This window comes from Nostoc sp. (assembly GCF_036917755.1).
Taxonomy (GTDB): domain Bacteria; phylum Cyanobacteriota; class Cyanobacteriia; order Cyanobacteriales; family Nostocaceae; genus Nostoc.
Genome location: NZ_JBALFC010000142.1, coordinates 17,795 through 38,294 on the forward strand (window position 1 = coordinate 17,795; position 20,500 = coordinate 38,294).

The window sequence follows — 20,500 nt, forward strand, 5'->3', positions numbered from 1 at the left end:
TCAGTCATTGTAGTCTGAGTGTAGTTAAAACTTAACTGTTTATGCAAAATACCAATTTTCAAGACGATCCTTATCTATTATCCAGACAGTCACTAGAGAAAAATGCCTCTGAAGATATCTCAGAGAAGATTGTTGCGGCGATTTTATTTGCTTGTGCTTTAGTCTCGGTTTTGACTACCTTTGGTATTGTCGTAATTATCTTTCAGGAGACATTCGGTTTTTTCCAAGAAGTTTCCTTTGCCCAATTCTTTCTTGATACTAAATGGACACCGTTATTTGCCAATAGACATTTTGGTGTTTGGCCTTTGATTAATGGCACTTTCTTGACTACAGCTATTGCAATGGCAGTTGCTATTCCTCTAGGTTTATCTTCTGCGATTTATTTAAGTGAGTATGCCCAACCCAAAGTAGCAGCAATTTTACGTCCAGCAGTGGAACTTTTAGCGGGAATACCTACAGTAGTATATGGTTACTTTGCGCTGTTGTTCCTGACACCATTGCTGCGGAATTTTATCCCTCTGGAAATATTCAACGCTCTGAGTGCAGGGTTAATGATGGGGGTAATGATTACTCCTACTGTTGGTTCTATCAGCTTAGATGCTATTCGAGCAGTTCCGCGTTCTTTGCGAGAAGGATCTTATGCTTTAGGTATCACTAAACTGGAAACCATTTTTAAAGTAGTTCTACCAGCCGCGCTTTCTGGAATCATCGCTTCAATTATATTGGGTATTTCTCGCGCTGTGGGTGAAACAATGACAGTCCTCATTGCCGCCGGACAACAACCAAGACTAACTGTTAATTTTGCGGAATCAGTAGAAACAATGACAGCCTACATGGCACAAATTTCTGGTGGAGATAGTCCGCGTGGTAGTCTGAATTTCAAAACATTATATGCTGTAGGCGCTGTTCTTTTTCTACTTACCCTTGCTTTGAATATTGTTAGTTACTGGATTGCTAATCGCTTTAAAGAAAAATACGACTAAATAGATATGGCTACAAGTTATCAACAAGATGATTCTCTAGATTCTGCGGCAGAATTTACCGATAATGTTGAGAGTAGGGAGACATTAGGGAAAGTATTTGAAGTACTTTTTTTGTTAGGATTGCTGATTGGTTTATTTATCCTAGCATTGCTACTTTTTGATATTTTTCGAGACGGATTAGGCAGATTTTTGTCACCCGGCTTTCTCACGGAAACTCCTTCTCGTTTTCCTGACCAAGGTGGTATTCGTCCTGCGATTATTAGCAGCATTCTTTTGGGAGCTATTGTAATTTTCGTCACTGTCCCCATTGGTGTCGGAGCAGCTTTATATCTAGAAGAGTATGCACCTAAAGCTTGGTGGACAGCGATTATTGAGATTAATATCAGTAATCTAGCGGGTGTGCCTTCTATTGTCTATGGATTGCTGGGTTTAGGGGTTTTCAATTATTTGCTTGGGTTTGGCCCCGCTTTGATTTCCGGTGCATTGACTTTATCTTTGTTGTCTTTACCAGTAATTATTGTGACAGCTAGAGAAGCAATTCGCGCTGTCCCAGATTCCCTGAGAAATGCTTCTTACGGATTAGGTGTCACAAAATGGCGAACTATCAGCAATCATGTCATACCCTATGCTATTCCCGGTATTCTGACGGGGGTGATTATCTCTGTATCCCGCGCTATAGGTGATGCAGCCTCTCTGATTGTTGTAGGTGCTGTGGGTTTTCTCACCTTTAACCCTGGTTTGTTTCAGAGGTTTATGGCATTACCCATTCAAATTTACAGTTATATAACTCGTCCTGAACCGGGTTTTGCTAGTGCAGCAGCAGCGACAATTATTGCATTGTTACTCTTGATTTTAGTTTTAAATGGTGTAGCAATTTATATTCGACAACGCTTCTCAATAAGTTAGGTAATTAAATATCTAATTGGATATATTCACAGAGATTAGGAGATACGGAAAATGACTTATAGCAATAGTAAAAGTCAATTAGATAGTGCCACAATCGACCAAGATAATGGCGTTTTCAATGTTGAAGGTGTGAAGGTCTACTATGGGGGATTTTTGGCACTTTTAGATGTCTACCTGAAGATTCCTGATAAACAAATTATTGCTTTTATTGGACCTTCAGGATGTGGTAAAAGTACCTTATTGCGTTGCTTCAACCGGATGAATGATTTAATTCCTGGTGCTAAGGTTGAGGGTAGACTGAATTACCGCGATCGCAATATTTACGATCCTAAGATAAATTCTGTAAAATTGCGGCGACAAGTCGGAATGGTTTTTCAAAGACCGAATCCTTTCCCTAAGTCAATATACGAAAATATTTCTTTTGGCCCGCGTGCTAACGGTTACAAAGGTAACATTGATGAATTGGTGGAAGATTCCCTCAGACGCGCTGCTATCTGGGATGAAGTCAAAGACAAACTCAAAGAGAAGGGAACTGCATTATCTGGCGGACAACAGCAACGACTTTGCATTGCGCGTGCGATCGCCATGAAGCCTGATGTATTATTGATGGATGAACCATGTTCTGCTCTCGACCCAATTTCTAGCCGTCAAGTAGAAGAACTCTGCTTAGAACTCAAGGAGCAATACACCATTATTATGGTGACTCACAATATGCAGCAAGCTTCGAGAGTGGCAGATTTCACGGCTTTCTTCAATACAGAAATTGATGAGCATGGCAAACGTCGTGGAAAATTAGTTGAGTTTAATCCTACAGTCAAAATGTTCAGTTCTCCTCAAACTAAAGAAGCTGAAGATTATATCAGTGGACGCTTCGGTTAAAGAGCCTCTCCTAAGTATTTAGGATAATAGACAACCTTGTACAATAAGGTAAAACTTTGTACAAGGTTTTGTTTTGTGATACCAGACTCACTAAAATAGCGATCGCACTACGACTCAATCTATAATGCGTAGGAGGGGTAAAAGTTCCAGTTGCGCGATAATTGCCAAGGAAATGAGGGGGCTGCTATCGGCAACGATGACAGAGTTAATCATCGCGCAATTCGTCGGCGATTTGGTCATCATCTAAGTTGATAACAGGAATTTGCAAACGTCCTAGTTCGTACATGAACTGCGGTTTGTTCATGCTGCAAAAGGCGGCGGCTTTACCAAGCGATAGTCGGCGTAGCTCAAATAGTTTGACTGCGAGCAAAAATGTGAGTTCTGCTTCTAACGCTTGGGGTGATTTACCGGAGGTATAGCAACGGACAGGTAGCTTAGGACAGCAATAAAATCACAAAGTACGCTGTTGAAGGCGCGTTTACCGCCAACTGTCCTAACGGCTTTGGCGACTGCTATAATAAGTAAGTCATCGGGATAATGAAGGGATAGGATGTGCATGATTCACTTCTGTGTTCCTGATTCCTAATTCTGTCTTGATTATGGCTTACACTAGTCCAACTAGCATAGCGAAGCGATCGCACCCAGTAGTGACTCAACAAAAACTCGACGACTGGCTAAATCACAATTAATTCTGGAAAATATGCTGAGGCTTAATAGTCCGAAATTGAAGTAATATTTCAGTTTAGTACTTATACTGTGTATTATGTTTAAGCCTCTGTCATTTGCTTTAGTTGCAGCTACGATTCTAGTTGCATCAATCAATAATCCCAGTGCTACCTTAGCTGGAACTTGTGCCTCTAAATGTGGGCGGCACCCAATTCAGTTTACACCTGGGCAACACATCCGAGTTGAAGTCGTAAATAGTACGCCTAACCTGATAAAAATCCAAAAACCCTCTGGGACTGATGCAATATCCTTGAGTCCAGGACAGAAATTAAATTTAGAACAAATAGAGGGTACTGAGCCAAATACATCTCTGATATTTTGGAGCGAAACGGGTTTATCACTACAAGCAATTGTCTCGAAACCTAACTTTGGTACATTGCGGCTCGAACTCCGTCCTACTTTGCGTTCTTCGGGCGATCGCTCGTTATATATTATGGATGATGGTAGGATAAACGTGTTTTAGATAGCAAATAATGTTATTAGTTATGAGTTAAGAAACAAGTTTCAATTCAACACTCATAACTCCTGTACAGACGCGATTAATCGCGTCTCTACTTCTAACTCGTAAATTTATACTGTGCTAGATCGACCTGTATCTGAACTCTCAAAACCTCGCAGGCGCTTACCTAATCAGCGCTGGCAGATTTATCTGCAAAAACCAGAATTTGCCCAAAATTTGGCGGGTTTGACAAATATTTCACCGATTGTCAGCCAATTGTTGATTAATCGGGGTATGGAAACACCAGAACAGGTACAAGCATTTTTAAATCCAGAGTCTTTAATTTTGCCTTCACCGTTGGAAGATTTCCCAGATTTGGCGATTAGTTTGGAGTTATTGCAAAATGCGATCGCTTCTCAAACTAAAATTGCTATTTGTGGTGATTACGATGCTGATGGGATGACCAGCACTGCTCTACTTTTGCGTAGTCTCCGCACTTTAGGCGCACAAGTAGATTATGCTATTCCCAGCCGGATGCACGAAGGCTACGGTATTAATAAACGCATAGTCGAAGAATTTCACAGCGAAGGTGTAGGGCTAATTCTGACTGTAGATAATGGCATCTCTGCGTTTGAACCAGTTGCTAGAGCTAGAGAACTTGGTCTTGCAGTTATTATCACCGACCACCATGATATCCCCCAAAAGTTACCGCCAGCTAACGCTATCCTCAATCCCAAACTAATAGCTGAATCCTCACCTTATCGGGGTGTTGCTGGTGTTGGGGTTGCCTACATTTTGGCAGTGTCTCTAGCACAACAGCTAGGGGAGACTAAGGGCTTGATCCAGCCGATGCTAGCACTATTTACACTGGGAACGATCGCAGATTTAGCTCCCTTAACTGGCGTAAATCGCCGTTGGGTGAAACGTGGTTTACAGCATTTACCCAAATCGAACTTACCTGGAGTGCGGGCATTAATTCAGGTAGGTGGCGTGCAGACGAGGGAAAATGAGAGAGCAGGGAAAGATGAAGAGAAACTTCAAAATCCAAAATCCAAAATCCAAAATCCAAAATCCCTCAAGCCTGAAGATATCGGTTTTCGCTTGGGGCCGCGAATTAATGCTATTGGTCGAATTGGTAATCCCCAAACTGTGATTGAATTGCTGACTACAGATGATATGGGGGTGGCGCTGGAACTAGCGAAGCAGTGCGAACAAACTAATACTAGTCGCCAGTTAATGTGTGAGCAAATTGAACAAGAAGCGATCGCTTATGTAGAGACAGAATTTGTTACATCTCTACAAAAAGACCGTGTATTAGTTGTTGTTCAACCCAATTGGCACCACGGCGTTATTGGGATTGTCGCCTCCCGCTTGGTGGAACGTTACGGCGTTCCCGTGTTCATCGGTACTTATGAGGATGAGAAACATATACGCGGTTCAGCACGAGGAATTCCAGAGTTTCATGTGTTTGAAGCTTTGGAATATTGTCACGATTTACTAGGCAAATTTGGCGGACACAAAGCAGCCGGGGGATTCTCTCTACCAGCAGAGAATTTAGAGATGTTGCAATCGCGTTTGATTGAGTTTGCTAACCAGTGTCTTGAACCCCAACATCTCAAGCCTCTGCTCAAAATTGATGCCGAAGTCAACCTCAATCACATCAATCAGCAGCTTTATCAACAGCTTAATGCTCTACATCCCTGCGGTATGGATAACCCCGATCCAGTTTTCTGGACACCTAATGTCCAAGTGGTTGAGCAAAAAATCGTTGGCAAGGGTCACATTAAACTGACAATTGCCCAAACTGTCGATAATCAGCAATATAAAATCAAAGCGATCGCTTGGCGTTGGGGCGACTATTTCCAGCTACCACCACGAGTGGATGTCGCTTACAAACTGCGAGAAAATTACTTTAACGGTAACACCACCATCGAGCTAGAGTTAATCGGTGTCAGACTGCCAATTCAGCTTCAACAATTTTTTGCTTCGCCACCTACCCCGTCAAGCACCACCTTTGAGTACAACCAGCGACATTATACTTGTGGTTTCTATAAAAACGGTATTGAAGCAGAATTAAGAATTAAAAATTCTGAAGGCAAAGTCTTAGCCATGCAACCAGGACATATAATTGGTTTGCTGGGTACTAATCGTCAAAACGCCAAAGAGGTTGATATTTCTCAACCACAGTATGACAATATTATCCAAGCGGCTCTTCAGGCGTTATCAGTTAAGAGTTAGGAGTTATAAAATTTAATTCCTCACTCCTAACCCTTCGGCAGGCTCAGGGCATCGCTCGTCACTCCTAACTCAGCACTCAGTACTATTAAAGGTTGCCGTTGCGAAATGCCAGTACAAAGATTACTGCTGGGCCAGCAATCACGATTAGCGCCACGGACAACAATTGGAAAATAACTTCCCAATTAATACTGGTAAAAGCGTTGAACAAGTCAGACATTTTTCCTTTTCTCCTTCCTATTGTCTTAAAAAATTTAATAACTTAATTACAAAACCTGCTATCGATCATATCTGGCTATGGTCTGTTAGATTTAATTTACTTAATAAAATTATAAGAAAAGATATAAAAACCTAAAATAATGGCATTGGACATTGGTTCATCTCCCCCATCTCCCTCATCTCCCTCATCTCCCCCATCTCCCCCACTCCCCACTCCCCACTCCCCACTCCCTAATCCAAAATGTCAACTTGGCAATGTGTAAAGCAATGTGGAGCCTGCTGTAATCTTGATCCAGCAGAGCGTCCAGATTTGGAAGAATATCTCTCACCACCAGAACTAGAACTCTACCTCAGCATGGTAGGCGAAGGGGGATGGTGCGTTAATTTCGACCATACCACGCGAGAATGTCGCATCTACTCAAATCGTCCTCGCTTCTGCCGTGTGGAATCAGAAGTGTTTCAAGAGATGTATGGGGTTGAACCAGAAGAAGTCAACGATTTTGCGATTGACTGCTGTCGCCAGCAAATAGAAGGAGTATATGGCGATCGCAGTTTGGAAATACTACGCTTCGACAAAGCTGTTGGGGTATAAATCTTCCGCTTCGTTGCCATCCCGCCTTGGAATAAATTCCGAGGCTAATAGCTAAAGTCCTCTCAAGAGGACTAAATACAAGATTTTAAGCGATGTAGATAGCTATACTCTGTAAAAACGAAAATTCCAGTCCACTTGAGTGGACTTGAGCTATTAGCCCTGAACTTCAGTTCTGGGCGTGATTGCCTGTCTACGCGACACTTTGACTGTTACAAAAATGTGGGTAATGACAAGGACTTAATTGCTGGGGTCAATCTAAAATCTAAAATCTAAAATCTAAAATTGTGTGACACTCCATCGCTTTTTTTTCTATAGGGTTGCAATTTATTAACAATCTGAGAATATGATAGAAATATGAAAACAACCTAGCAACAAAACTACTGCCTGTGAAACTTGACTCTGCACCTTTGGACATTTCTGGCATATCTCAGACTGAGATTGAGCTAGAACTCAAAGACAGCACTGATTTTAACTTAACTCCTGCGATCGCTGTTGAGCCAGTTCAGCCTGTAGTTGTCGATAGTCCTCAAAAGCAGCAATCAGTGCTAGTAGTTTTTGGTACAACTTTTGTAACCATTTTTCTAGCAGAAATTGGAGATAAGACTCAGCTATCCACCCTGTTAATGAGTGCAGAATCTCATTCGCCGTGGGTAGTATTTATTGGATCTGCGGCGGCGCTGATAACCACCAGCTTATTAGGTGTGCTTTTAGGTAGTTGGATAGCCAACCGACTCAGCCCGAAAACTGTAGAAAAATCAGCAGGCGTGATGTTGTTGGTGATTTCCCTAATGCTGTTTTGGGATATATTTCAAGGTTAGGAATAAGAATTAAATAATACGGCTTATGTCCCTGGCTTACCTCACCCTCAATCCCTCTCCTTATAAAGGAGAGGGAAGCTAGAGACAGGATGAAGTTTTGCATTTTATTTAATTCACGTTCCTTAGTTAGCAGTTAGTAGTTATTCTCCCTCATCTCCCTCATCCCCCTCATCCCTTTAATTATATGGACTGGCATCTTTTAGGACTGAGCTTTATTACAGTTTTTTTATCAGAATTGGGTGATAAAAGTCAGCTAGCAGCGATCGCACTTTCAGGGCGTTGTAATTCTGGGCGTGCAGTATTTTTTGGCGCAGCAGGCGCATTGTTGTTGACAAGCCTGTTGGGATCATTAGCAGGGGGTGCAGTAGCCGAATTATTACCTACACGTATGTTAAAAGCGATCGCTGCTGTGGGATTTGCCATCCTCGCTGCACGTTTGCTGTTATTTAACAATGAACCATCGGCAGATTCTGAACAAACACCTTAAAGAAGAATTCAGAATCCAGAATCCAGGAATCAGAATTATTCTTCGTGCGGGATTGGAACCCGCCAAGATTTTAAACCAATATCACTCAGGACTTCGGCAAGCTCAGTAACCATCGGACTCGAATTCATACGCTCATTCTGACGCCAAGCCGAGGAGCGTCTCCGGCTCCGCTCCTGAGTTCTGAATTCTTCTTATAAAGGTTCCCAACCGGTTCCTTTGTAGCCGTATTGAAAAATTTCTGGATGCAAAGTTTCTGCCAAAATTTCTAGAGAATCTACCAGCCGTGGCCCTGGACGATTGAAGTAAGAATTGCCATCAGTGATGTAGACTCTACCAGCTTTGGTAGCGTGCAATTTTTCCCAGTCTGAATGTTGAGTTAACGAATTGGCTTCTTGGCGAGTGCGATTTAAATCAAAGCCACAAGGCATAAAAACAATTACATCTGGATTAGTTGTTAATAGTGTTTCCCACGGCAAGATCGGAGAAGGCTGACCTGTAACACAAAATACAGAGTGTCCTCCTGCTAAGTTAACTAATTCAGGAATCCAATTGGCGGCGATCATCAAAGGATCAGTCCACTCAATGCAGGCGACAGTAGGCACTTCATTTAAAGAAAGTCCTTGGATTCTTTGCTGACAAATTTTGACGCGAGCTTCTAAGTTTTCTAAGATTTTTACCGAGTCTACGCCAAAGATTTTGCCGACTCGCTCAATGTCAGCCCAAACATCCTTGAGACTATTGGGTTGTAAAGAAATAATCTGGGGTTTACTGTGAATAAGTGTAGCAACTGCCTTTTCAACTTCGTGTAAGCTGACAGCACAAACATCGCACTGGTCTTGAGTGAGAATGTGGGTAGGCTGCAACTGCTCTAAAACATCTGTTTTGATTTGATAAATACTCAGAGCAGCTTGCAATAAATTGTTCACCTCATTGTTAATTTCGCTGCTGGAGGCATTGGAGTTTAAACGTGCTTCGGTGCAAATGGGGCGATTTTGGATTTCTGGAGGGTAATCACATTCGTGCGATCGCCCCACAATAGCATCAACCAACCCTAGTGTCGCTAAAATCTCTGTTCCACCGGGAATTAAAGAAACAATTCTCACACTATTATCCGTCATCGTTCCACCTCCACAACAGCTGCCGTTACCTTGATTTTGGCAAAATTTAAGGCTTTAGACATCTTTCTCTAGGGGAATCAACGGTATTTTGGTAGTCAGTATTAAACAAAGATTATATTAAAAAAATTATACTTTACAGTTAGGGAAACACTTATAACGCAATTGTAGTTATACAAAGACGGTTATACTTTTTGCGTAGAGCTGCAAAGCAAAATTATTTCTTCTTGAGGGTAACTAATGCAGGTGGTGTCGGCTAGAGAGATTACAGAGCAGAAACAGGCCCAAGAGGCTTTACAATTCCGGGCGATTTTTGAGCATTCCTCTATCGGCATTGGGCTTATAGATATGAAAGCGCAGATAGTCGATACTAATCTGGCACTGTGCGAGATTTTTGGATACAGCCGAGAAGAACTATACGGCAAGCCCTTTACAGATTACATTCCCACAGAAAGGGGGGGGTTAAAACTTTACAAACAACTGATGTCAGGAATTCGTACAGACTTAAAGAGAACTTCGAGGGTCGGCTTCCAACCCTCCGAACATCAGGAACAGCTTGTCGCTAGACATCACATTGAGATGGAAAGACGCTGCCTGCATCAAAATGGTAGCTTAGTTTGGACTCATATCTCTGTTTCTGTTATACCAGGCTGCAATGGTGAACCGGAATTTTTTCTAGCGATGATTGAGGACATTACTGAACGCAAGCAAACAGAGTTGAAACTGCGTATTTCTCAAGAAGCAGCAGAAGCAGCTAGTCGGGCAAAAAGTGAATTTTTAGCAACCATGAGCCATGAGTTGCGGACGCCTCTGAATGCGATTATGGGTTTGTCGCAGTTGCTGCAACAAGAAATAGTTAGCTCACTCAATGAAAAGCAGAACGAATATGTAAATTCTATATATAGAAATGGTGAACATCTGCTGGCACTGATTAACGATATCCTTGATTTATCTAAGGTAGAAGCAGGCAAAGAAGAACTGTTACTCTCACCTTTGCCAGTGTCAGATTTATGTAATTATGCCATATGGACAGTGTGCGATCGCGCCTTAGAAAAGGGATTGCAACTCACGCATGAAATTGACCTAGAAGTGGATATTTGTATTGCTGATGAGCGGCGCATCAAGCAAATGCTACTCAACCTGCTCACCAATGCCATTAAATTCACCCCAGCCGGTCAGGTATCGCTGGTAGTCAAAAAAGTAGCGCCAGGGATAACGTTTACAGTTTCAGATACCGGAATTGGGATAGACTCAAATCAGTTTCAGTTTCTATTTGAACCGTTTAAACAGCTTGATAGTCGGTTAAATCGGCAGTATGAAGGCACTGGTTTGGGTTTAGCTTTAACACGCAAATTAGCGCGTTTGCATGGTGGAGATGTTACCTTTACATCGATTCTGGGAAAAGGTAGTCAGTTCATTCTGTTTCTACCAAATCCAGTACATGTGCGAGATGGGACAGAAATCAATTCAAAATTCAAAATTCAAAATTGAATAAAAAATTTGGATAATTCAGCTAGAGTCAGTACTGATGCGATATTTGAGTTAATTGGTCATAAAAATACATTTTTTCATGACCAATTAGTGAAAAAATATACTATATATTTTTACTTTGATGGAAAGAAACTTTTCCTCATTTTCACATGGGGAATACTGGCTTCTTCAAAGATTTCTCCGTATTCTACAAAATCCAATTTTTTGTATAAATCTTTCACATATTCTTGGGCATGAATCACTACTTCTGGAATATTTTTATTAGCTATAACCTCTAGTGCTTTTATCATAATTTTCTTACCAATACCTTGTCCTCTAGCTGTAGACAAAACAGCAAGCCTTTCTATTTTGGCAGTTCTCTCATCTAAATATCTAATTCTGGTAGTACCCACGACTTCCCCATTTAAATAAGCAATTAGATGATCAGAGATTTCATCTTTGCCATCAAACTCTAAAGCGGGATCTACCCCTTGTTCTTGCTGAAATACTGCTATTCTAATTGCTTGAATTCCTGGAAATTCTTGAGGTAATTCAGCAACTTTTATCACTAAATTGGTCATAAAGCTTTGTTTATATTATTTAATGACAAAAAAGGTGGGCAATGCTGTCCACCTTACCTGTTTTAACGTGAGTTCGATGAACCTCTCCCTCCCAGCCTCCCTCTCCGAAACGGAAAGGGAGGGGCAACGAAAAATTAAGCTTTTTAATCCCCTCTCGGCTTGCCTAACGGCAGGCTGACACCAACGGAGAGGGGTTGGGGGAGAGGTCAAACAAGATTTGTCGAACTCACGTTGTTTTAACAAAGTTTGGGGGTTATAATTTCCCTGCCTAACGACAGCAGAAAGTTTTGTGGCTGGGTCTAAATCCCCGTTACAAAACTGTACTTCCGACTTGCGACTTCTTTAATCAGCACCTTCAATTGGTGCAAAACCTTGGCGCTGAATATTTTCTGTCACGGCGCGTGGTTCCAAAAATTGCAGGAGGTAATCAGGACCGCCTGCTTTAGAACCTACTCCAGAAAGTTTGAATCCACCAAAAGGTTGCCGTCCAACGATCGCTCCTGTAATATTGCGGTTAATGTACAAATTCCCGACTTCAAAATCTGTTTGCGCCTGCTGAATGTGCGAAGGCGTTCTAGAATAAAGTCCGCCAGTCAAGGCATAATTTGTACCGTTGGCGACTGCTAACGCTTCCTGGAAATCTTTCACCCGAATTACCGCTAACACCGGCCCAAAAATTTCTTCCTGGGAAATTACCGCATTTGGCGATACTTCACTAAAGATCACAGGGCCGATAAAATATCCTTGTTCGGGTGCTGCTAATTCCAACGCCACTTCTGCTTCTGCCTTACCCTTCTCAATATACTCGCGGATGCGATCGCGGGCATTAGCATCAATTACCGGCCCAACTTGTGTACTCGGTAACTCTGCTTCTCCAATGTTCAAGGATTTTGTCGCTTCCACCAACCGTTGCACAAAGGTATCATAAATTGGTTGCAGCACAATTACCCTGGAAGCGGCAGAACATTTTTGTCCACTGTAACCAAATGCCGACTGCACTACACCCACAACTGCTTGGTCTAAATCAGCACTTTCATCGACAATGATGGCATTCTTGCCACCCATTTCAGCAATCACCCGCTTCATGTGCTTTTGTCCAGGTTTCAAAATTGCCGCCTCTGCGTAAATTCGACAGCCGACTTCCTGGGAACCTGTAAAAGCAATTACATGAGTATCTGGATGATTTACCAAATAAGCGCCGACTTGTGAACCCTTACCGGGTACGTATTGAAATACACCTTTAGGGATGCCAGCCTCAATTAAGATTTCTGTAAGTTTCGCGGTAATTACAGAAGATGTTTCGGCAGGTTTGAGGAGAGTACAATTGCCTGAAACCAAAGCTGCAACAGTCATTCCACAGGCGATCGCTAGCGGAAAATTCCAGGGAGAAATAACTACAACAATACCCCGTGGCTGGTAAATATAACGATTATTTTCACCAGGAATGTCGTAATTAACACCTTTATCTAAACGTTCCATCTCGTCAGCGTAGTACCGACAGAAGTCTATCGCCTCAGAAACCTCTCCATCAGCTTCCTTAACTGGTTTTCCAACTTCCAAAACCATCCAAGCTGAAAGTTCGGCGCGGCGGAGTTCCATCAAATCACCCGCTTTCCGCAAAATATCAGCGCGTTCTTTAGCTGGTGTTTTCTTCCAACCAGGAAACGCCGCTTTCGCAGCTTGCATCGCCTGTTCTGCTTGTTCAATGCTAATCAATCCAACTTTACCAACTACCTCACTGAAATTAGAAGGATTCAGAGAATCAACAAATTCCGGCGTATTGACATATTCGCCATTAATCAGGGGTAAATAAGTTCTACCCAACTGTTGGCGAACGCTTTGGAAAGCTTGAGCAGATTTTCTTGTCATCTCTTCCTCAGCATAATCGGTATCAGCAGCACCAAGGAAATGAGAGACGCGATTAATCGCGTCTTCTTCTTTGACAATCGGCGGCGCTAACAATTCTTCAATCGGTCGATTTTCGAGATTTTGCCGTAAAAAAGAACTATTAGCGGTATTTTCTAACAACCGCCGAATTAAATACGCCATCCCAGGCAATAATTCACCATAAGGACAGTAAACTCTGACGCGATAACCCTTGTCAACCAACGCCTTGGCAACTTTATCACCCATACCGTAGAGGACTTGTAATTCAAAGCGACGGCGAGGGACATTTAAACTTTCAGCTATAGCAATCGCGCGAGAGTGCGATCGCACATTATGGCTACCAATGGCAGAATACACATATTGATGATTTTCTAGCAATAACTGAGTGATGGTTTCAAAGTTAGCATCAGTTGCCGCTTTCTCGTTGTAAACTGGCTGTGGCCAATGCTTCTGCGCTGCTTTGATAGTTTCCTGATCCCAATATGCGCCTTTCACCAAACGGATTGTCAGGGGATAACCGCGCTGTTTTAACCAAGAAATTAAATCTTTGGTATCTTGCTCACTATCACGCAGATATGCTTGAATTGTCATGCCAATATCTGTGCGTTGGCGAAACTCTTCTTCCAATAACAGTTTTTTCAGGATGCTGAGAGTTATGTCCTTATAGGCATACTGTTCCATATCAAAATGCACAGCTGCGCCTAACTCTTTAGCACGACGTAAGAGAATACGAATGCGATCGCTAACTCGCTCCTCACTACCTTTAGCATCTAATGGGTCAAATTGGGAATAAAACGCCGTTAACTTCACAGAAACCTGAACTTTTGGTATTGATTCGCCATCAGCCTCATCAATAGCTGGGATAGCTGTCCAATTTTTCGATGCTTCCACCAATTGTTGCATTAATTCTAGATAGCGTTCTAGATAAGACTGCGCTTCAGCTTCGGTAATTACCGCTTCACCAAGTAAGTCGATGGTGAAAGCCATTTTTTCTTTTCGCAGTCGTTCAACTGTTTTGATGACTTGTTTAATATTTTCCCCTGAAATATATTTATGAGCAAGAGTCTCAACCGCAGTACCAACGGTTGTAGCAGCAACTTGTCCTGGCATAGAGTCGGGGTTAGCAAAGTTGAGCATTCCCTTCAAAGCTGCCGGTAATTCTACAGATTCATCACCAAGATATTCTTGTAAATGGGAGGCAATTTCTGATTTACTATGCAAAGCAGGTAGCGTATCTATAAAGCGAAATAATTGTACCCGCAACCCAGGATTACTCATCGCCCAAGCGAGTAATTTATCATCCCAGCGCATTTGATCCCGCAGGGAAGAAAAAAACGAACGATTTTCCTGGGTTGCTGCTAGAAGTTGTTTAGCAATTTCTTGGGTTTTAGCTTCGTAGGTGCTTGTTTGTACTTGTAATACCACTGATAATAAACTCCGTTAATCAAGGCAAGGCTTTTTGTACAAAGCCTGTGTCTTCTATTTTGACGCTTTCATATATTTAGTGGGGAGTGGGGAGTGGGGAGTGGGGAGATGAGGGAGATGAGGGAGATGAGGGGGGACAAGAATTAATAACCAATAACCAATGCCCAATGCCCAATGCCCAATGCCCAATGTCCAATGCCCAATTCAATCACAAGTGTTATCCTTTTGTTGATCTATTTCTAACGTCATATTAAGAGTGCAAATACTATTGTGAATACTATGTTTATGCCTACAGAAAACCTCACGCATATCTTATTTTCTAACTGGCAACACACACTCCAACCCTTTGGTGTTGAACAGATAGCGGCTGAGAAAGCCTTTAATTGCTTGGTTGCAGCTTACTCTACCCCTGATCGCTACTACCATACACTGAAACATATTGATCAGGTTCTCAGCATAATTCAGATTTTGCAAGGCTACACCAATAACCTAGCTGCTGTTCAATTAGCTGCCTGGTTTCACGATGTAGTGTATAACTCTCAAGCTGAAGATAATGAAGAACGAAGCGCAGACTATGCTTTGGAATTGCTAAGTAATTTGGGTATTCCAGAGAGTACCATAACTACTGTCACCCGTCTGATTCTCAACACTAAAAACCACCAAGCTGCGGTGGATGACTATGATAGCCAAGTTCTACTTGATGCAGATTTAGCGATCTTGGCTACTAACCTAGTCGAATATGCAGAATATGCCCATGCGATTCGCCAGGAATATGGCTGGGTGGCAGAGGCAGAGTATATCACAGGTCGTCGGCAGGTTTTAGAGGAATTTTTACAGCGATCGCATATCTACTTTACGCCTTTAATGTCAGAGTTCGCCGAACCATCTGCCCGTGGTAATATCCAGGGAGAAATTCAGTCTTTATTATCTGGTTAGTTTTACACTTAAATAAAATACAAAACTTCATCCTATATCTAGCTTCCCTCTCCAATATATCGGAGAGGGATTGAGGGTGAGGTAAGGCCCGGACATAAATTGTATGTTATTTAATTCTTATTTCTTAGCGTCTGCCACTACCACGATAAGGTATTTCAGGCACTTCAATGTCTTGTAGCTTTTTTTTAGGTGCAAACACTTCTTGATGTTGTGGCGGCTGAATTTTTTCCTGTGCAAATCTTACACGGGTGCGAACTCCCAGATCGGCATCTGTATCGAGCATTTGCTGAAGTTGATTTGTAATCCGCGACGCTTGATCGGGTAAAGTGACGGCTATTGCAATCGCTAGTGTTTCTAAACTCGTTACTGCTGCATAGCGCACTACCCACTCTGGATCTTGACAAATTAGTAATAGCGCCTCTAATACCTGAATTTGAACAGATTCCAGTTTCTCAGATGGTAGTTGATGCCAGCGCAAAGTGCCTAATCCCCTGGCTGCTGCCCGCCGCACACTTAAGGAAAAATCGGTTTTTGCTGCCTCTAACAAGGTATCTAGCGCCCGGACATCGCCAATTCCCGCTAAGGCACGAATAGCCCAGGCTCTAGCACCGTAGTTGTAGTCATCAATTAGTTCTAATAGTGGCGGTACTGCGGCTTCCCCGATCGCAATTAGTCCATCTACCGCCGCCACCGCCGCCCCTGGATTGTTGTAGCCCAAAGCTGCAATCAGTGTGGGAACAGATTCTTCTATACCAGCTGCTGCTAACTCTTGAACTGCGTCTACTAGGCGCTCTGAGGAGTCTGCTTCTTGGACAGCACGGATCAATATCTGGGCAAGCTCACTGTTATTCATAATAATTTTTCATGAGTCATTAGTCGTCAGATAATTGTAGCTTAGGTTATCCGTAGTTTACATCATACATAAACCCCTAACCTTGATTTTGCAGTTAGGTTAGGGGTTTATGTGTAGTAAACATTTAGTTTAAACGTATTAATTAAAACTAATTACTAGAAAATTATGACTACAACAACGAATCCATCAAATTCATCACTTTAATCGCACCTGCTGAAAAAGTGCTTGTTGCTGTATGGTTAACTTGATGTTCTAGTAATCCTTTAAGAGAAATTAGCTTCAGACTATTTTCGGCTAGAGTCTCGGCGATCGCATCTGCTGCGGGTAGATATCCAATTGCTCCCAAATCTGCAAGCACTGCTCGACGCAATTGCAATTTCTCTCCCCCTAAAGCCTTTACCAACCGTTCTCCATAAACTGGTTCTTGAGTTAATTGATACATGGCTCGTGCGGCAGCATATTGCACCAATTCGATTGGATGCTCTAAGAATGGCTTTACCAAAGGGATACACTCAGTTGCCTTCAAGGTTCCCAAGGCTTCTAAGATGGCGTCATAAGGTTGAGATAAATCAGGCTGTTTTGATCTGAGTTGCTCTCCCTGCAAACCTACTACTAATAGCTTGATCAGGGCAGGAATACAAACCGGATCACCCAACATCTCTAAAGATTGTGCCGCCGCTTCCCGGACATAAAAATCTGAACAGTCTAAACACGCAATTAAAGGTGATACTGCCTGGCGATCGCTTAGTTTCCCTAAAGCCCTAGCTGCGTTCCGTCGCAGAGGATATCCGCCTTCTGGTGTGCGATCGGCTTCATCCTCTAAAGCTTTAATCAATCCTGTAACCGCAGCTGGTTCATTTATCCGAAACCTGCCCAACCACCAAGCAGCATAAAAGCGCAGACCTAAATCTGCACTCTCAAGATTAGCTAGAGCTTGCTCTACTGTTAAAGATTCACCGTCGCCAAAGTCACCCGTCGGTGATAAATCTTCAAATTTCTGCGGACTGGAATTCATTATCAACAAGGAAGATTGCTTTATTCGCTATCTGTTTTAGTCTCAGCATTCAATGGCTGAATGCTGACTATTTTGCCACCCAAGCGAGTAATCCTCTGCATTTCTTGATTCATCCGGTTCTCAGGTACTGTGAAAAACACAGTGGCACTAGAACGAATGGGATAGTTGGTTTTTTCGGTTTCTTCGCTTTGGCGTAGACCTACTACTTCATACCGGAAGTAACGACTACTCGTTCTACTACTAATTGGTCCAACCATAAAATTTATTCCCAATTCTAAATTGTCATTAGTCTCAGTTCGCGCCGCATCTCCCTTAGGAGAAGTTCTGATCAGAGGAATCCTCCGCTCAGACTTCTCTTTTTGTCATTAATAATGACTCTTGACAAATGACACTAAAGAGGCTTCACACTCGCTATTTTACCACCTTGTTTTACCACTCTTTGGAAGTAGCTAGATAGTTCTTCATAAGGTATGATCACCGCTTGATTGACACGGCGGGTGCTAGGATAGCCAGCTCCAAAAACGCCTGCCACTTCAATGCGGTAGAGTCTGCCTTCTTTACCAAAAGTTCCCGCACCACCGAAAGTGCTGTTGGGGGTAACGCCTTTTTCCGAAGCAACGTATGAAAAGCCTGATTGTCCACCAGAGGGAGGAACAACGATGGATGCACTATTGCGACCTAGTTCGCTAGCAAGGCGGGAGGACTTGCCTTTGAGTTGGGAGGTATCGCTACTAGCATAGCCGCGATAAAGTTGGAATATCCGGCTAAATCCGACAGTTTTCTGTCCTGTTTGGGTTTTAAAGCCGCGATAGTAAGGCACTATATTTTCACCAAAGCTAGATTGATACTCTGGCGAATCAATATAAGAATCAATGTCGGCTTCATATCCCTTGGTTTGATACAAGTCTAAGTGATAGACCACTTCAGACTCATCATAGGGGGCACGACCCAACAAATGTTTATAGTTCAGTTCGATGAGGCGAGTTTGGAAACTGTCGTAGAAAAACTTGGATTTGTACAGTTCTGATTTAGCTACCTGACGCACAAACTCTTGCACTGTATTTTTTCCATCGACCAGGATAGATTCAGCACTTGTAAGGCGGTCAGATGTCAATATGTAGTTGTTGCCCAACACCTGACGATAGACGGCAGCAATTACTCTCTCAATGTCTTCTTTGCTTGCATTTGGACGCAATTCTATAGGAGCCTGATCACTAAAAGGCTCTGTCCCCAGGCGGGACGCTGCTGTTGTAATAGCCATTGGTAATTTTCCTTTTATAATTCGTAATTGGTAAGGGGAGTGGGGAATGGGGAGTCGGGAGTGGTGAAATTCCCTACTCCCTACTCCCTACTCCCTACTCCCCACCCCAGCCCCTATTTATACGGCTGTAATGCTAATCACTTTACTGCCCTTGCGATTCAACTGCTGCAATTTACTCGAAAGTTGCTCGTAGGGTACGATCAATTCCGCAGTACCGCGCCGTACTACAGTTGAGTTTGGAGAAGCTGCTTGTAGTAGTCTGATGCGGTATGTGTTACCGCGACCACCTGTAGAGAGTCCTGTTAAGGCTCCGGCGGAGACTGGATAAATGGGTGAAGCTAGATTCTTAGCCACTTCCCAGGTTAGCCGTCCTTGTTTTTGTCCTTGAGCGCGATCGCTATTGGCATAACCCCGATACAGTTGGAATAGTCGGCCAAATCCAACGTTTTTCAGTCCTACTTGACTTTTAAAGCCCCGATAGTAGGGCACAATATTTTCGCCAAAACTCTCTTGATATTCTAATGAGTCAATGTAGGAATTAATCTCAGCTTCATAACCTTGTGAGTTGTAAAGCTCAACATGGTACGAAATCTCTGACTCATCTTGTGGGGCACGCCCCAATAAATGCTTATAATTCAACTCGATAAACCGAGTTTGGGAGTTAGAGTGGAAAAACTTATCCCGATAGAGTTCCGATTGAGCAATGGCTAGCACAAATCCTCGAACGGAGATTTCACCTTGCTGCAACAGTGATTCTGCACTTACAAGACGCTCTCCTTCCAGTAGGTATTCATTACCCAAAACCTGACGGTAAGCTGCCCGGATAACCACTGCCACATCCGCTTCTGTTCTATCGGGACGTAGTTCTACCAGCGCTGAGTTTTCAAATGCTCCAATCCCTAATCTTGCTGCTTGTCCCAAAGCTGCCATCTTTAACCTCCTCAGTTTTAACTGCAAAACTGAAAACTTTTTAGAAAATTTTTTTCTAGTCTTTTAACAGTTTTTTGAAAATAAAACTGCCCGGAGAGGTAAACAACTCATAGAACTTACTTGTCAGTCATAAGAGCTGATTTCCTCTCCGGGCTAAAGAAACACTCTAGCTTAGAGTATTGATTACATAGTCGATGTAAGAATTGGCTTCAACAGCTGGATCGCCACTTAGACCGTGGTTAGCTTTGATGTACTTGAGAGCTTCAATGTACCAGCTAGGAGACAGATCAAAAGTCCGGTTGATTTCAGCCAAGCCAGAAATCAAGAAATCATCCAATGGACCTGTGCCACCGACAACTAAAGCGTATGTGATAATCCGCAAGTAGTAGCCGACATCACGTACACACTTGCCTTTGCCGCGTGCATCAGACGCGAAGTTGGGGCCTTGTTGTTGAGTGGTGTAAGGGAACTTGTTATACACAGCTTGAGCTGCACCTTCGGTCAACCGTTGAGCATTGGCGCTCAAGGCTTTTGCTGCTTGTAAGCTAGCTGGCGCTTGGCGGAAGCGACCAAAAGCAACTTGAATCTCGGTGCTGCTGAGGTAGCGCCCTTGAGAATCAGCCGATGAAATTGCTTCAGTTAGAGGTGTTTTTGTCATTTTGGTATTTCCCTTTTACAAACTTTTGGTTGAAATTTTGTTTTGTCCTATGGACAATATCTCAGTCAATCGCAGAAATTTCTGC

22 protein-coding genes and 1 pseudogene are annotated in these 20,500 nt (G+C 42.7%); 11 read left to right on the forward strand and 12 right to left on the reverse strand.

Annotated elements, in window-relative coordinates:
• Nucleotides 1–41: 41 nt before the first annotated feature.
• From pstC to pstB, 3 genes are read left to right on the forward strand one after another with little or no spacing between them, the layout of a single operon-like run.
• Nucleotides 42–983 (forward strand): phosphate ABC transporter permease subunit PstC, encoded by a 942-nt coding sequence (gene pstC, locus V7L05_RS29820; RefSeq protein WP_292768598.1) that lies wholly within the window; start codon nt 42–44, stop codon nt 981–983.
• A 6-nt stretch (nt 984–989) separates the two neighbouring features.
• Nucleotides 990–1,889 carry a phosphate ABC transporter permease PstA gene (gene pstA / locus V7L05_RS29825; RefSeq protein WP_335169606.1) on the forward strand — a complete coding sequence of 300 codons (900 nt, stop codon included), beginning with the start codon at nt 990–992 and terminating at the stop codon, nt 1,887–1,889.
• Between the two features lie 51 nt (nt 1,890–1,940).
• Nucleotides 1,941–2,768, forward strand: a complete 828-nt coding sequence (gene pstB, locus V7L05_RS29830) for a phosphate ABC transporter ATP-binding protein PstB (protein WP_335169608.1) — start codon at nt 1,941–1,943, stop codon at nt 2,766–2,768.
• A 205-nt stretch (nt 2,769–2,973) separates the two neighbouring features.
• Here pstB and V7L05_RS29835 read toward each other — a convergent pair whose 3' ends face one another.
• Entirely contained in the window at nt 2,974–3,138 is a 165-nt protein-coding gene (locus V7L05_RS29835; protein WP_335169610.1) for a UPF0175 family protein, read from the reverse strand.
• 17 nt (nt 3,139–3,155) lie between these two features.
• On the reverse strand, nt 3,156–3,326 hold the full coding sequence (locus V7L05_RS29840; RefSeq protein WP_335169612.1) for a hypothetical protein: 171 nt from the start codon (nt 3,324–3,326) through the stop codon (nt 3,156–3,158).
• A gap of 205 nt (nt 3,327–3,531) precedes the next feature.
• On the opposite strand from V7L05_RS29840, the gene V7L05_RS29845 reads away from it, so the two are divergent.
• Nucleotides 3,532–3,957, forward strand: coding sequence for a hypothetical protein (locus V7L05_RS29845; protein ID WP_335169614.1), 426 nt, complete (start codon nt 3,532–3,534; stop codon nt 3,955–3,957).
• Nucleotides 3,958–4,071: 114 nt separating this feature from the next.
• Nucleotides 4,072–6,171: a single-stranded-DNA-specific exonuclease RecJ gene (locus V7L05_RS29850; protein WP_335169615.1), complete on the forward strand. Its 2,100-nt coding sequence runs from the start codon at nt 4,072–4,074 to the stop codon at nt 6,169–6,171.
• Between the two features lie 85 nt (nt 6,172–6,256).
• Here V7L05_RS29850 and psb30 read toward each other — a convergent pair whose 3' ends face one another.
• Nucleotides 6,257–6,388 carry a photosystem II reaction center protein Ycf12/Psb30 gene (psb30, locus tag V7L05_RS29855; RefSeq protein WP_335169616.1) on the reverse strand — a complete coding sequence of 44 codons (132 nt, stop codon included), beginning with the start codon at nt 6,386–6,388 and terminating at the stop codon, nt 6,257–6,259.
• 240 nt (nt 6,389–6,628) lie between these two features.
• Here psb30 and V7L05_RS29860 point away from each other — a divergent pair, with 240 nt between their 5' ends.
• The 3 genes from V7L05_RS29860 (at nt 6,629) to V7L05_RS29870 (ending at nt 8,284) form a co-directional block, all read left to right on the forward strand.
• A complete protein-coding gene (locus V7L05_RS29860) occupies nt 6,629–6,979 on the forward strand; it encodes a YkgJ family cysteine cluster protein (RefSeq protein ID WP_335169617.1) in 351 nt (116 codons plus the stop codon).
• Between the two features lie 386 nt (nt 6,980–7,365).
• Nucleotides 7,366–7,797 carry a TMEM165/GDT1 family protein gene (locus V7L05_RS29865; RefSeq protein ID WP_335169618.1) on the forward strand — a complete coding sequence of 144 codons (432 nt, stop codon included), beginning with the start codon at nt 7,366–7,368 and terminating at the stop codon, nt 7,795–7,797.
• Between the two features lie 184 nt (nt 7,798–7,981).
• Entirely contained in the window at nt 7,982–8,284 is a 303-nt protein-coding gene (locus V7L05_RS29870; RefSeq protein WP_335169620.1) for a TMEM165/GDT1 family protein, read from the forward strand.
• Between the two features lie 191 nt (nt 8,285–8,475).
• Here the strand turns inward: V7L05_RS29870 and V7L05_RS29875 are convergent, their stop codons facing one another.
• Nucleotides 8,476–9,402 (reverse strand): cobalamin-binding protein, encoded by a 927-nt coding sequence (locus V7L05_RS29875; protein WP_335169622.1) that lies wholly within the window; start codon nt 9,400–9,402, stop codon nt 8,476–8,478.
• Between the two features lie 252 nt (nt 9,403–9,654).
• Between V7L05_RS29875 and V7L05_RS29880 the strand changes: the two are divergent.
• Nucleotides 9,655–10,890, forward strand: a pseudogene (locus tag V7L05_RS29880) (sensor histidine kinase); the annotation flags it as partial.
• A gap of 113 nt (nt 10,891–11,003) precedes the next feature.
• On the opposite strand, the gene V7L05_RS29885 reads toward V7L05_RS29880, so the two are convergent.
• Nucleotides 11,004–11,450, reverse strand: a complete 447-nt coding sequence (locus V7L05_RS29885; RefSeq protein ID WP_335169624.1) for a GNAT family N-acetyltransferase — start codon at nt 11,448–11,450, stop codon at nt 11,004–11,006.
• Between the two features lie 342 nt (nt 11,451–11,792).
• Nucleotides 11,793–14,762 carry an L-glutamate gamma-semialdehyde dehydrogenase gene (gene pruA / locus V7L05_RS29890; protein ID WP_335169626.1) on the reverse strand — a complete coding sequence of 990 codons (2,970 nt, stop codon included), beginning with the start codon at nt 14,760–14,762 and terminating at the stop codon, nt 11,793–11,795.
• Between the two features lie 86 nt (nt 14,763–14,848).
• Between pruA and V7L05_RS29895 the strand changes: the two genes are divergently transcribed.
• Nucleotides 14,849–15,016, forward strand: coding sequence for a hypothetical protein (locus V7L05_RS29895; protein ID WP_335169628.1), 168 nt, complete (start codon nt 14,849–14,851; stop codon nt 15,014–15,016).
• Nucleotides 15,017–15,047: 31 nt separating this feature from the next.
• On the forward strand, nt 15,048–15,698 hold the full coding sequence (locus tag V7L05_RS29900; RefSeq protein WP_335169687.1) for an HD domain-containing protein: 651 nt from the start codon (nt 15,048–15,050) through the stop codon (nt 15,696–15,698).
• Between the two features lie 124 nt (nt 15,699–15,822).
• On the opposite strand, the gene V7L05_RS29905 is transcribed toward V7L05_RS29900, so the two are convergent.
• The 6 genes from V7L05_RS29905 to cpcA all read right to left on the reverse strand — a co-directional run bounded on the left by V7L05_RS29905 (nt 15,823) and on the right by cpcA (nt 20,415).
• Nucleotides 15,823–16,551 carry a HEAT repeat domain-containing protein gene (locus V7L05_RS29905; protein ID WP_335169630.1) on the reverse strand — a complete coding sequence of 243 codons (729 nt, stop codon included), beginning with the start codon at nt 16,549–16,551 and terminating at the stop codon, nt 15,823–15,825.
• A gap of 169 nt (nt 16,552–16,720) precedes the next feature.
• Complete coding sequence (locus V7L05_RS29910) at nt 16,721–17,566, reverse strand: HEAT repeat domain-containing protein (protein WP_335169632.1); 846 nt, start codon at nt 17,564–17,566, stop codon at nt 16,721–16,723.
• A gap of 20 nt (nt 17,567–17,586) precedes the next feature.
• Complete coding sequence (locus tag V7L05_RS29915; RefSeq protein WP_335169634.1) at nt 17,587–17,823, reverse strand: phycobilisome linker polypeptide; 237 nt, start codon at nt 17,821–17,823, stop codon at nt 17,587–17,589.
• A gap of 134 nt (nt 17,824–17,957) precedes the next feature.
• Nucleotides 17,958–18,827: a phycobilisome linker polypeptide gene (locus V7L05_RS29920; RefSeq protein WP_335169636.1), complete on the reverse strand. Its 870-nt coding sequence runs from the start codon at nt 18,825–18,827 to the stop codon at nt 17,958–17,960.
• A 117-nt stretch (nt 18,828–18,944) separates the two neighbouring features.
• Nucleotides 18,945–19,757 (reverse strand): phycobilisome linker polypeptide, encoded by an 813-nt coding sequence (locus tag V7L05_RS29925; protein WP_335169637.1) that lies wholly within the window; start codon nt 19,755–19,757, stop codon nt 18,945–18,947.
• A 166-nt stretch (nt 19,758–19,923) separates the two neighbouring features.
• Complete coding sequence (cpcA, locus tag V7L05_RS29930; RefSeq protein ID WP_334947110.1) at nt 19,924–20,415, reverse strand: phycocyanin subunit alpha; 492 nt, start codon at nt 20,413–20,415, stop codon at nt 19,924–19,926.
• Nucleotides 20,416–20,500 lie beyond the last annotated feature (85 nt).

Coding starts and splice junctions, on each gene's coding strand:
- pstC (WP_292768598.1), top strand. CDS start 42: ATGCAAAATACCAATTTTCAAGACGATCCTTATCTATTATCCAGACAG.
- pstA (WP_335169606.1), top strand. CDS start 990: ATGGCTACAAGTTATCAACAAGATGATTCTCTAGATTCTGCGGCAGAA.
- pstB (WP_335169608.1), top strand. CDS start 1,941: ATGACTTATAGCAATAGTAAAAGTCAATTAGATAGTGCCACAATCGAC.
- V7L05_RS29840 (WP_335169612.1), bottom strand. CDS start 3,326: ATGCACATCCTATCCCTTCATTATCCCGATGACTTACTTATTATAGCA.
- V7L05_RS29845 (WP_335169614.1), top strand. CDS start 3,532: ATGTTTAAGCCTCTGTCATTTGCTTTAGTTGCAGCTACGATTCTAGTT.
- psb30 (WP_335169616.1), bottom strand. CDS start 6,388: ATGTCTGACTTGTTCAACGCTTTTACCAGTATTAATTGGGAAGTTATT.
- V7L05_RS29860 (WP_335169617.1), top strand. CDS start 6,629: ATGTCAACTTGGCAATGTGTAAAGCAATGTGGAGCCTGCTGTAATCTT.
- V7L05_RS29870 (WP_335169620.1), top strand. CDS start 7,982: ATGGACTGGCATCTTTTAGGACTGAGCTTTATTACAGTTTTTTTATCA.
- V7L05_RS29875 (WP_335169622.1), bottom strand. CDS start 9,402: ATGACGGATAATAGTGTGAGAATTGTTTCTTTAATTCCCGGTGGAACA.
- V7L05_RS29885 (WP_335169624.1), bottom strand. CDS start 11,450: ATGACCAATTTAGTGATAAAAGTTGCTGAATTACCTCAAGAATTTCCA.
- V7L05_RS29900 (WP_335169687.1), top strand. CDS start 15,048: ATGCCTACAGAAAACCTCACGCATATCTTATTTTCTAACTGGCAACAC.
- V7L05_RS29905 (WP_335169630.1), bottom strand. CDS start 16,551: ATGAATAACAGTGAGCTTGCCCAGATATTGATCCGTGCTGTCCAAGAA.
- V7L05_RS29910 (WP_335169632.1), bottom strand. CDS start 17,566: ATGAATTCCAGTCCGCAGAAATTTGAAGATTTATCACCGACGGGTGAC.
- V7L05_RS29915 (WP_335169634.1), bottom strand. CDS start 17,823: ATGGTTGGACCAATTAGTAGTAGAACGAGTAGTCGTTACTTCCGGTAT.
- V7L05_RS29920 (WP_335169636.1), bottom strand. CDS start 18,827: ATGGCTATTACAACAGCAGCGTCCCGCCTGGGGACAGAGCCTTTTAGT.
- V7L05_RS29925 (WP_335169637.1), bottom strand. CDS start 19,757: ATGGCAGCTTTGGGACAAGCAGCAAGATTAGGGATTGGAGCATTTGAA.
- cpcA (WP_334947110.1), bottom strand. CDS start 20,415: ATGACAAAAACACCTCTAACTGAAGCAATTTCATCGGCTGATTCTCAA.